This window comes from Flammeovirga sp. EKP202 (assembly GCF_014534745.1).
Lineage (GTDB): Bacteria > Bacteroidota > Bacteroidia > Cytophagales > Flammeovirgaceae > Flammeovirga.
Genome location: NZ_JACVVP010000054.1, coordinates 40,453 through 52,491 on the forward strand (window position 1 = coordinate 40,453; position 12,039 = coordinate 52,491).

General features: G+C 27.7%; 12 protein-coding genes. All 12 read left to right on the top strand.

Going from position 1 to position 12,039, the window contains the following annotated elements:
* The first annotated feature begins 9 nt into the window (after positions 1-9).
* Genes rfbA through IC221_RS23995 form a run of 12 tightly spaced genes read left to right on the top strand, consistent with a single transcriptional unit; the run spans position 10 to position 11,953 of the window.
* Positions 10-909, top strand: a complete 900-nt coding sequence (gene rfbA, locus IC221_RS23940) for a glucose-1-phosphate thymidylyltransferase RfbA (protein WP_188171369.1) — start codon at positions 10-12, stop codon at positions 907-909.
* Positions 906-1,451: a dTDP-4-dehydrorhamnose 3,5-epimerase gene (rfbC, locus tag IC221_RS23945; RefSeq protein ID WP_188171370.1), complete on the top strand. Its 546-nt coding sequence runs from the start codon at positions 906-908 to the stop codon at positions 1,449-1,451. The genes rfbA and rfbC overlap by 4 nt, the downstream gene beginning before the upstream one ends.
* Positions 1,441-2,430: a sulfotransferase gene (locus IC221_RS23950; protein ID WP_188171371.1), complete on the top strand. Its 990-nt coding sequence runs from the start codon at positions 1,441-1,443 to the stop codon at positions 2,428-2,430. The genes rfbC and IC221_RS23950 overlap by 11 nt, the downstream gene beginning before the upstream one ends.
* Positions 2,408-3,709 carry a lipopolysaccharide biosynthesis protein gene (locus IC221_RS23955; protein ID WP_188171372.1) on the top strand — a complete coding sequence of 434 codons (1,302 nt, stop codon included), beginning with the start codon at positions 2,408-2,410 and terminating at the stop codon, positions 3,707-3,709. The genes IC221_RS23950 and IC221_RS23955 overlap by 23 nt, the downstream gene beginning before the upstream one ends.
* Entirely contained in the window at positions 3,693-4,928 is a 1,236-nt protein-coding gene (locus IC221_RS23960; protein ID WP_188171373.1) for a hypothetical protein, read from the top strand. Before IC221_RS23955 ends, IC221_RS23960 begins: the two co-directional genes overlap by 17 nt.
* Positions 4,915-6,096, top strand: a complete 1,182-nt coding sequence (locus IC221_RS23965) for a glycosyltransferase (RefSeq protein ID WP_188171374.1) — start codon at positions 4,915-4,917, stop codon at positions 6,094-6,096. The genes IC221_RS23960 and IC221_RS23965 overlap by 14 nt, the downstream gene beginning before the upstream one ends.
* Entirely contained in the window at positions 6,093-7,181 is a 1,089-nt protein-coding gene (locus tag IC221_RS23970; protein WP_188171375.1) for a glycosyltransferase, read from the top strand. The genes IC221_RS23965 and IC221_RS23970 overlap by 4 nt, the downstream gene beginning before the upstream one ends.
* Positions 7,182-7,183: 2 nt before the next feature.
* Complete coding sequence (locus tag IC221_RS23975; protein ID WP_188171376.1) at positions 7,184-8,413, top strand: glycosyltransferase family 4 protein; 1,230 nt, start codon at positions 7,184-7,186, stop codon at positions 8,411-8,413.
* Position 8,414: 1 nt separating this feature from the next.
* Positions 8,415-9,407, top strand: a complete 993-nt coding sequence (locus IC221_RS23980; protein WP_188171377.1) for a sulfotransferase — start codon at positions 8,415-8,417, stop codon at positions 9,405-9,407.
* 2 nt (positions 9,408-9,409) lie between these two features.
* The gene (locus tag IC221_RS23985) at positions 9,410-10,399 is read left to right on the top strand and encodes a sulfotransferase (protein ID WP_188171378.1); all 990 of its coding nucleotides are present in this window, start codon (positions 9,410-9,412) and stop codon (positions 10,397-10,399) included.
* A 5-nt stretch (positions 10,400-10,404) separates the two neighbouring features.
* Positions 10,405-11,475 (top strand): DUF1972 domain-containing protein, encoded by a 1,071-nt coding sequence (locus IC221_RS23990; protein ID WP_188171379.1) that lies wholly within the window; start codon positions 10,405-10,407, stop codon positions 11,473-11,475.
* Positions 11,476-11,521: 46 nt separating this feature from the next.
* Entirely contained in the window at positions 11,522-11,953 is a 432-nt protein-coding gene (locus IC221_RS23995) for a DUF2061 domain-containing protein (RefSeq protein ID WP_188171380.1), read from the top strand.
* Positions 11,954-12,039: the final 86 nt, after the last annotated feature.

Genomic DNA, 12,039 nt, shown 5'->3' on the forward strand with positions numbered 1-12,039 from the left:
ATTGGTAAAATGAAAGGAATTGTTTTAGCAGGTGGGTCAGGTACTAGATTATACCCAATAACAAAAGGTGTTTCAAAACAATTAATGCCTATTTATGACAAGCCTATGATATATTATCCAGTTTCAGTATTAATGCTAGCTGGTATTAAAGAGATCTTGATTATTTCTACACCACACGATTTGCCAAATTTCCAAAAACTATTAAGTACAGGAGAAGAGATTGGAGTCAAATTTACATATATAGAACAACCTTCTCCTGATGGACTAGCTCAAGCATTCATACTAGGAAAAGAGTTTATCGGAGATGATGACGTTTGTTTAGTTTTAGGTGATAACATTTTTTATGGTCATGGAATGACTGAATTATTGCATAAAGCCAAAAATAATGTAGTTATCAATAAAAAATCAACTGTTTTTGGATATTATGTCAATGACCCTGAACGCTATGGTGTTGCTGAGTTTGATGAAAAAGGTGAAGTTATTAGCATAGAAGAAAAACCAACAAATCCTAAATCAAATTATGCAGTTGTTGGATTATATTTCTATACCAATGAAGTTGTAAATATATCTCAAAATATTAAACCATCTGAAAGAGGCGAATTAGAAATTACTTCTGTAAATGAAGAATTTCTAAATAAAAAGCAATTAAAGGTTGAATTAATGGGACGTGGCTATGCTTGGTTAGATACCGGTACTCATGATTCATTGATTGAGGCTAGTAGTTTTATTCAAACCATTGAAAAAAGACAAGGTCTTAAAGTAGCTTGCCTTGAAGAAATTGCTTTTGATCAAGGATTTATAAATGCAGACCAAGTTATAGAGCTTGCTAAACCTCTTGCAAAGACAGGCTACGGTCAATATCTGATTAATAAGGTAAACAATAAACAACTTATTACTTCCAATCAATGAAAATCACAGAAACAAAAATAAAAGATTTAGTCATCATCGAACCTAAAGTTTTTGAAGATGACAGAGGTTATTTTATGGAGTCTTTTAAACAAGGTTGGTTTGAAGAGAACTTCCCTCATATTAAATTTATTCAAGAAAACGAATCTAAATCAAACTATGGTGTTTTACGAGGCTTACATTTTCAAAAACCTCCATTTGAGCAAACAAAGTTGGTAAGAGTAATACAAGGAGAAGTTCTTGATGTTGCAGTTGACTTAAGAAAAAACTCTCCTACCTATGGTCAACATGAATCAATCATACTAAGTAGTGATAATAAAAAACAATTTTTAGTCCCGAGAGGATTTGCTCATGGATTTATCGTTTTAAGTGAATCTGCCATATTCTCTTATAAGGTAGATAATCCTTATGCTCCAGATCATGATTCAGGGATATTATGGAATGATTCTAATCTTAATATTGATTGGTTATTACAACAGGATGACATCAAACTTTCTAAAAAAGACATGTTATTAAACAATTTTTATAACAGTAATGAAGAATAAAGAAGTCCAACATGTCTTTGTAATATCACAACCCAGAGCAGGATCTACTTTTTTGCAAAGGATATTATCAAATCATTCAAAAATCCATACTGTTGGAGAACCTTGGTTTTTATTACCAATTATTTATAACGACTTTGATTTACAAGTACACAATCGAAAATTCTATAATGCTACTTGGGCTAATCTTGCTATTAACTCATTTTTAGAAGAACATAAAGATATACAATGTATACTGAAACAGCATTATTTAGGATTATATAAAAAAATAACTACTGATTTAGCTTTAAAAAACGATAAATTCATTTTTATAGATAAAACTCCTCGTTATTACTATATCATTGATTCATTAGTAAAAGAATTTCCAAAGTCAAAATTTATTATACTAACAAGAAACCCCTTAGATGTATTTTACTCAATATTAAAAACATGGGTAAAAGGAAATTATTTTTTACTATCAAGATATCAAGATGATTTATTCAAAGCTCTAACCTATTTAAAAAAAATAAAGAGTGCTGAGAATATATTAAGAGTATCTTACGAAGATCTCTTACAAGAAACAAATACTGAAGTTAATCGCATTTGTAATTTCTTAGGCATTTCATTTGAAAAAGAAATTCTTGATATTTCTCAAGATAAAAAATGGAGATTGGGAGATCCGAACATGAATAAGAAGAAGGTAATTGACAACAGTAATACAAAAAAATGGAAAAATTCTTTATCACCTCAAGAATGGAGGTTACTGAATGCTTATATTCATAGTCTAGATCAGGAAGCATTCATAAAATTAGGATATGATTTAGATAAAACTATTGATGATGTTGCTAAAATTAAACCTTCAAAACTTAAACTTTTTTTTACATTCAGCCTTTCTTTTTACTTTAACAAATTTTCAAGAAAAGTATTAACTCTTATTTATTATCGCAGAAAAAAAGTAAGACAGTTAAAAAAAATAATAAATGGACTTCAACAAAAATCTTAATACACAAACATACATTTCTTTAGTTTTTAAGATAATTAGCTTAGGAATACCAGTCATTTCAATCCCCATAACCTTGAATATACTGAACAAATATGATTATGGTATTTGGGTTACTATAACTTCATTCCTACAATGGTTTAATATGTTAGACTTTGGAATAGGTTTAGGATTAAGAAATAAATTAACCGAATTAATATCAAAGAAAAAGTTTGATGAGGGGAAAAAGCTGATCGGAGCCACATATCTCACATCATTTCTAATCTTTAGTATACTATTTATTATACTTTACACAACGGTTTTTTACGTTGACACTCAGAAATTATTCAATATATCTAAATATAATCTAGAGGAGTTAAATTATATAATTTCAATTACATTAATGAGCTTTTGTCTCAACTTTACCTTTAAATTAATCAATAATTTATATTATGCAACACAAAAACCTTCTATAAATATAATTATAAATACTGTTACTCAGGTTACGACATTGGCTTTCCTTTTATTGATTAGTAAACAAAAAGATGATTATGTAAATCTTAAAAATGTAACTTACATATTTGCCATTACTCCAATTGTTATTCTCTTTGCATTTAACATTTTATTTTTCTATCAAAATAAAATGTTAAGATTTTCTTTCACTCAAATTAAAATAAAGTATGCCAAATCGTCTTTGTCATTAGGTGTTAACTTCTTAGTAATACAGTTATCAGTAGTATTTTTATCAAGTTTAATACCTGTCATGATTTCAAAATATATAGGATTTGAAACAACAACTGAATATAATATTATAACAAAATATCTAAATGCCATACAAAGTTTAGTTTTCATTGTGATTAATCCATATTGGTCTGCTGTCACTCATAAATATAAGTTAAATGAATTATCATGGATCAAGAAATCTTATTTTAAAGTTTATAAATTTTCAATTTTAGGGTGTTTACTGATTAGCATGACTTCTTTTCTATTTCCATTTATTATTCCTTTATTCATTAACATAGAGATTACTACATCTACATTGATTTGGGTTACAATTTATATTTCAGTATTTACATTTACTCAACCATCAATGACGTTTATAAATGGAATAGGACGTATTAAAAATCAAGTGATATTATCATTTTTAATTATTCTACTAACTTTCCCTTGTTCTATTTTATTAATCAAAACTAATATTTTTGGAATTGGAGCAATATTGATATGCCCCATTCTATTTAGAATCATAAAGTCATTTTTTGCACACAAAGAATTAAAATTAGTATACAATGGAATCAATTCATAAAATTGATAGTTTTTCAAAATTCATTTTCTTTATTCTACTAATTTTCACTGGTAATGCATCTACATTTACAAATTCATATTACACATGGGCACCTCCATTCGGAATATGTTTTTTGTTAATAATTTTTATTATCTTCGCGAGGTACAAAGGAATTTTCCCTGGAAAGAAAGCAAAAAATATTTTTATATTTTTTGCTTTCTTCTTCACCCTTCAAACAGTAAAATTTTCTGCATTTCACCCTAGGTATATTGCTATTTGGATAATAACTATAGGTATAGCTTACACTTTGGTAAATGTATTTCGCTATGATTTATTTAAAGTATATGAAAGAACTATCGTAACACTCTGTTGTGTTTGTTTGCCGTTTTACCTAATTCAACTAGTAGCATATGAATATCTAGTCATTATTTTAAAAAGCTTTTCATTATTAGAACCCGCTTTTAGAAATGGCCTTGGAAATATTATAATTTTCAATGTTAACATAGGTAAAGATGGATTATCCATTTTTCGGAACTCAGGCTTTGCTTGGGAACCAGGAGTATTTGCATCATTAATATCTATAGGAATTTATATCAATCAAGTAGTTTATAATAATAGAATAAAAAGTTTTAAAAATTTAGTTTTATTACTTACTCTTATTACTACAATTTCTTCAACAGGTTATGGAATTGCATTAGTGATTTATGGTGCAAAACTATTACGAAGTAATCGAAAAATTGTACTTCTATCTTTACCATTCTTTATTTTAATTGTAATTGGTGTTATTTCCCTTCCAATAATGCAAGAGAAGTTCCAAGAATTAATGGAGTTTGATATTGAAACTTCAGCCTACAATTCTGTTAAATATGGCTACGTTTATAGCCCTCAAAGGTTTGAATCCTTTATGATCGATTGGAAAGACTTCACTAATAACCCAATTCTTGGTTATGGTGGTCATATAAATGCTAAATGGATTAATCAGATTGGAGCTACTTTATATTCAATATCTGGAATAGGAAAAATTTTGGCAAAATATGGAATTATTGGGTTTATATTTTTTTACTCATTGTTAATAAAATCATCCATTGAATTTTCAAAACATTTCAAATATCAAAATAAATACTTATTTTTCATTGTAATAGCTTTAATATCAATAAGTTACTCAATTATAGAAGGTCCATTATTGTTATCATTTATATTTTTTGCATTTTTAAAAGAACCTATACATGAAAAAGAATAGTCTTATTGTTGGTAGTCTCGGATTTCCTTTTGGTTCTGCTGATACATATAGAATTTTACAATTAAGCAGGGTATTTACTCAAAACAATGAGAGGTGTACAATCGTTAATCGTTTTCCTTTACACTCTCGAGCAATTACTACTGAAGAAAATATAAAGGTAGCAGATGAGATTGAAAATAATATAAGTTATATACATACTTCTTTAGTCTCATTTCGTCATGATAATTTTATCTTTAGAAATATTTTCAAACTTATAGGATATGTATTAGAAATTATATATCTGATATATAAAAGGTTTTTTAAAGGTACAAAAATTCTAATAGTTTATTCTACCAAACTCCAAACCCTAAAATATTATGCTAGATTAGCTAAAATTCTTAATTACAAAATTGTATATGATTATATCGAATATGTTGATTCTTTAAAAAAAAGAGAAGAGAGAGATATCGATATTACTAATGGTTTTGATCATCAATTCTATAATTACATAGACTATTGTATCACAATAAGCCCTTACCTGAATACGCATATCAATAAAAAAGCACCACATATCCCAACTTTACAACTCCCTCCATCTGTCAGTTTTAATGAAATGGATAAGATAAAGTCGAAAGAAACAGAACCTTATATTTTATACTGTGGCGGTATAGCTTACATTCATGTAATAAAATTTATTCTTAAAGCTTACAAGTCATCTAAGGCTAAACAGAAGGATATCTCGTTAAAAATTATTACCCATGGCAAGAAAAATGAAATATTAAAATTAAAACAATTTATCAATAATGATTACTCTGATTATAAAATTGAAATTCTTAATAATCTTTCGTACGAAGATTTAATATCAAGTTATAAATCAGCAAAAGCTTTGTTAATTCCTTTAAGCGATAACGTACAAGATATGGCTAGGTTTCCTTTTAAAATTTGTGAATATACCGCCTCTAAGACACCTATTATAACTACAAATAATGGTATAATTAATCATTATTTCGAAAATAATAATTCAGCATTTATATCAGAAACATATACTGAACTTGACTTCTCAAAAAGTATCAATGAGGCAATTAATAATGATAACAGAAAAGTTGGCCTAAAAAGTTATGAAATAGGGTTTAAAAACTTTAATAGCGACAATTGTAATATTCAAATCACTAAGTATCTCGAACTATGAAAATCTGCCATATTATACCTATACTAACGGCTGGAGGAGCACAAACTTTTCTTTTAGATTTGATAAAAGAACAATCTAAAAAAAATCAAATAACTTTAGTAATCATTAATAAAATTGATTTAAGTAATGATTATAACCTCAAATTATACAATAAGTATTTAGATTTAGGTATAGAAATTCAATGCTTAGGTAGAAAAAGAAAAAGTCTTAATGTTATAAAGGCTTATACCAAAGGTTTTATTTTCTTATTAAAAAATAAGTATGATTTTATAAATACACACTTGCCTTTTGCTCACTTTTTCACTTCTTTATTACTATTTACTTCTCAAAAAAAGAGAAAAAGTCATATAATGACAATTCATAATGCACCAGAAAGAATCAATATATTAAGTAAAATATTAAATAAAAAAACACCAAAAATTTATTGTTCTAAAAGTTCTTATGAACTGAATAAATACCCTGAATGTAAAAATGCTATTGTTAATAATGGTATTACTTTAGAACAAAGTAGTAGTTTAGCACTATCGAAAAGTGAGGTGTTTAAAATGTATGAGATACCTGAGAACTCTAAAATAATTTTATTGATCGGAGCACTTAGAAATCAAAAAAATTATCCTTTCTTAGTCGATCTTGTGAAAAGTTATTTTTCTAAAGAAAAATCCATTCATTTTTTAGTATGTGGCGGATATGAAGAAGGAGAAGATTATATAAACACAAACAAAATATCTAATTTACATTTTATTGGAAAAACAGAATATATCAATGAACTTCTTTCCTACTCAGAAATTTATTTAAGTGTATCAAAATTTGAAGGATTGCCTATATCTTTATTAGAGGCATTAAGATCAAATATTAAGATAGTAGCATCTCCAATCATTCAACATAAAGATGTTATACAGGACATCCCTTATTGTTATATCCCTGAAAGGTTTGTACTAGATCAGTTTCATAATAAAATTATGGAAAGTTTAAATACTACCCCCACAAAAGAGACCATTCAGAACTCAAGAAAGGCATTAATTGAAGAATATGATATCAGAAATTGCTCAAAAAAATATTTAGAATTCTATGAATCTTTAGTTTAATTATGAAAATACTACAAATAAATAACCATCATAAACTGAGAGGTGGATCTGAAAAAGTATATCATGAAACAATCAAGCTACTTAAAAAAAATAATCATGAAGTCTATTTTTTCAGTACTGCTGAAATAGAAGAAGAATATTATGAAAGTGAAGATGGTTTTCTTATAAAATACGAAGACAAAAAAAACCTTCCACTTTTACAAAAAATCACTAACACAAAAGATTTCATTTACAATAAGAAGGTAGCAAATAAACTTTATGACGTTATACAAAACATCAAACCTGATATCATACATTTACACATTTTTTATAATGTTTTATCCAACTCAATATTAAACGTTATTGAGAAATCTAAAATTCCTTCAGTAATGTCAGTGCATGAATATAAAATGCTTTGCCCTGCGTATACATTATTGGATAACAAATCAATTTGTCATGATTGTTGTAATGGAAATTATTTAAATGCGATTAAAAAAAAATGTGTTAAGGAAAATCTAGCATTTAGTTCAGTTGCAGCACTAGAATGTTATTACAGAGATTACTTTACTCCATATGAAAAGAAAATTACACATTTTATAATGGTAAGTAATTTTATTAATAATATTCATCTTAAATATAAAAAAGAATTAAAAAACAAAACATCTGTATTGTATAATTTTCTTAATTACGAAGACTTTTCAAAGTTCGAACGACAAAAGAATAATGACGGAGATTATTTTATTTATTTTGGAAGGTTATCAAAAGAGAAAGGTATCATTACTTTGATCAAAAGTGCCATTTCAGTTGGAATTAATTTGAAAATAGTTGGAACAGGTGATCAAGGAGAAAGAATAAAGAAACTTATTGCTAATCATAAAAATATTCAACTGTTAGGGTTTAAATCTGGTAGTGAGTTAAAAAATTTAGTAACAAATGCTCTTTACTCTATAACGCCGTCTGAATGGTATGAAAATAACCCTTTGAGTGTCATTGAGTCTTTTGCTCTCAAAACTCCTGTGATAGGTGCAACTATTGGTGGAATACCAGAACTAGTTCAAGATTCAGAAACTGGTTTCTTATTCGAAAGTAAGAATGAAGCTGACCTTAATAAAACACTAATTATGGCATTAAATTATAGTAAGACAGACCGTTACAATGATTTAAAAAACAACTGCTTTAACTTTTTTAAAGAAAATTGCACTGAACAAGTACATTACAAAAAACTAATCACAACTTATCGAAGTTTGTTATAATATGATTTTTATTATTGGAAACAGTAGAAGCGGTACTACTATGCTAGGCCGTATTTTAAATAATAGTGAAAAAGTGTTCACTTTCAAAGAAATTCATTTTTTTGAACAATTATGGGAGGATCAAGATACCGATAACCCTATTTCAAAAGATGAAGCAATAGAACTTTTTTCTAAACTTCTCAACATACAAAGAATTGGTTATTTGGCAAAAAACAAAACAGATATCAATCTAAGTGAAGCTAAAATCTTTTATTCAAAAGATAGTAGAGATAAATTTTATAAGCATAACGTTTTTCAAGATTTTCTAATTTATGAAACAACCCTAAAAAATAAAATTATTCCTTGTGAGCAAACACCAAGGAATGTTTTATTCATAAAGGAAATTTCAAAATTATTCCCCCAAGCCAAATTTATTAATATTACAAGAGATCCTCGAAATGTACTTATATCTCAAAAGAAAAAATGGAAGAGACGTTTTTTAGGAGCTAATAATATACCATTGAAAGAAGCAGTTAGATCTTTTATTAACTATCACCCTTTCACTATTTCTAAACTCTGGAACAAAAGTATTGATTCATATTATGAGAATCAAAATAATGCTTCACTCATATCGGTATCTTTTGAAGATCTTGTTACAGACCCTAAAAAAAATCTAAAAAAAATTTGTGAGTTTATCAACATACCATTTAATGAAAACTTATTAAATGTGGAACAAATTGGTTCATCTCATGGTAATGACTCCAAAAATATTGGTATCGATTCTACGAAAGCATTATCTAGCTACGGAGGTCTAAATAATTCTGAAATTTACATTTGTGAAAAAGTTACTAATAAAAACTTAGTAAAGTTAGGCTATCAATTCTCTAATGAAAAGCCTAATCCTTTCACTATGCTTTATTATTTTGTTAGCTTCCCTGTAAAAACTTTTTTTGCTGTCCTTTTAAATTTATCAAGGATGAAAAATATTGTAAACTCAATTTCAAGACGTCTATAATTATGATTGCACAATTAAATGATCTATATATAAAATTTAGTAAACGAAGAACTTACTCTAGATTAATAAGCTATTTTATGTTTGAGGGAAGGCCTCTTACAACAAAAGGACAGTGGATTAATCCAATAATAAAGACATTGCATAATTTTTTCAAGTATCTTCCGTTGAAAAAAGTAGATGCTCCAATCTATATTATAGGTACAGGTCGTAGTGGCACTACTATTTTAGGAGTTATTATGTCTATGCACAAACAAATTGGTTTTTTAAATGAACCTAAAATAATTTGGAATTCGATAAACCCTAATGAAGATGTTATTGGTTCTTATTCAAAAAAACAAGCTTCCTTTATTCTTGATGAAAGTCATGCAAGTAAGAAACAAAGTAGAAGTTTAAATAGAATATATAATTCGTATTTAAAATTTTCTTTAAATAGCAGAGTTTTGGATAAGTATCCTGAACTTGTATTCAGAGTCCCTTATGTGCTAAAGCTAGTCCCAGATGCAAAATTTTTATTTCTTGTTAGAAATGGAAATGACACATGTAACTCAATTGATTTATGGTCTAAAAGACTCGGCAAGCAAAATGAGAATGAAATACATGATTGGTGGGGTAGAGATAATAGAAAATGGATCCTTTTGAAAGACCAAATAATCAAGCAAGACCCTGATTATTCCTCATTGTTACCTATCATTGATCAGGTAAATAATCATAAAGAAATGGCGGCTATTGAATGGATTGTTTCTATGAATTATGGACTTAAGTTTGAAAAATTATATCCAAACTCTATTTATAGAGTTAAATACGAAAACCTAACGAAAGACCCTGTAAAAGAATTAAATAACATATTTAGTTTTTGTGAACTAGAAAGTGATCAAAGAACTACTGAATACGGGTCTTCTATCTTGAAAGAAAACCCGGCCAAATCAGACTTCACAATGCACGAAGAAGTTAAAAATTTATTCATAGAAACTAATAAAAAACTAGGATATTAAAAGAAATGAAAGTTGCAATAATAGGCTCTGCAGGTATTCCTGCAAAATACGGCGGTTTTGAAACACTAACAGAATATCTCACAAAATACTTAGGAGATAAATTTGATATAACAGTTTATTGTAGTTCTAAGAATACGCAAAAAAAAATACCATCTCATAATAAAAGTAAGCTTTTTTATATTCCTCTAAATGCAAATGGAATTCAAAGTATACCTTATGATATAATTTCAATTTTTCATGCATTATTATTCAGTGATACTTTATTAATACTTGGTGTATCTGGTTGTATTACGATACCATTTTTTAAATTATTTACTAAAAAACGTTTTTTAGTAAATATAGATGGTTTAGAATGGAAAAGAGCAAAATGGAATAAATATGCGAAATGGTTCTTAAAATATTCAGAAAAAATTGCTTGTCTACATGCTGATGAAATTATTGCAGATAATAAGGTTATACAGCAATATGTTAAAGAAGAATATGGAAAAGATGCCCATTTAATAACTTATGGAGCTGATCACTCTTTTCCTGAAAAATTAAATCAAGAAACAATTGAACAGTATTCTTTTTTAAAGGAAAATTATGCTTTCAAAGTATGTAGAATTGAGCCTGAAAATAATATTCATCTAATTTTAGAAGCATTCAAGGATCAAAAAAATATTCCATTAGTTATTATTGGCAATTGGAACAATAGTGCTTACGGAGTTAAACTTCTTGAAAAGTATCGAAATATAAATAATATTCATCTTATACAACCAATATACGATCAAAAAATTTTAAATCAAATAAGGTCAAATTGCTATATATACATACATGGACATAGTGCAGGGGGTACTAACCCATCTTTAGTCGAAGCAATGTACTTATCGTTACCAATTTTAGCTTTTGGTGTTAACTATAACAAAGAGACTACTTTCCTTCAAGCAAAATATTTTGACACTCAGGAAGAATTAGTTCAACTCTTAAACTCAATAGAATCATCTGATTTAGAAAAGATGGCTCAGATAAATAGTCACTATTCAAAAAAGTATTACACATGGAATAAAATAAGTAATGATTACGCTTCATTGTTTTAATTATAAGCTTTACCCTCTGAATACTTTCAACAGAAATTCTAAATAAATGAAAATAATAAATAGAAAACTAGCTAAAGCTATCTCATGGCGCCTTTGGGGTACATTAGATACAATTCTTTGGGGATGGTTAATCTCTGGAGATTCTATTGTTGGTTTGAGTGTTGGTGGCTTTGAATTAATAACAAAAATCACTCTTTATTACTGTCATGAATGGGTCTGGGAAAAATGGTCGAGAAATGACTTTTGGAGAGACAAAAAGAATAGTATTCGACATTTGACAAAGGCCATAAGTTGGAGAGCAATAGGTACTCTTGATACTATGATTCTTACATGGGTCATATCTGGTAATCCATTAGTTGGAATAAAAGTTGGTATTGCTGAAGTTGTAACAAAGATTGCACTTTTTTATCTGCATGAAAGAGTTTGGCATTTATTCATTAAAAAAGAAGATGTTAATGAAGCCCTTGTTAGTAATTGAGTAATAAACAAACGTATGAGCGAAGCAACAAATATACATCCGATTTTTAATTCTCTTTTATCAAGAGAGAAAAAACAAGAATCATT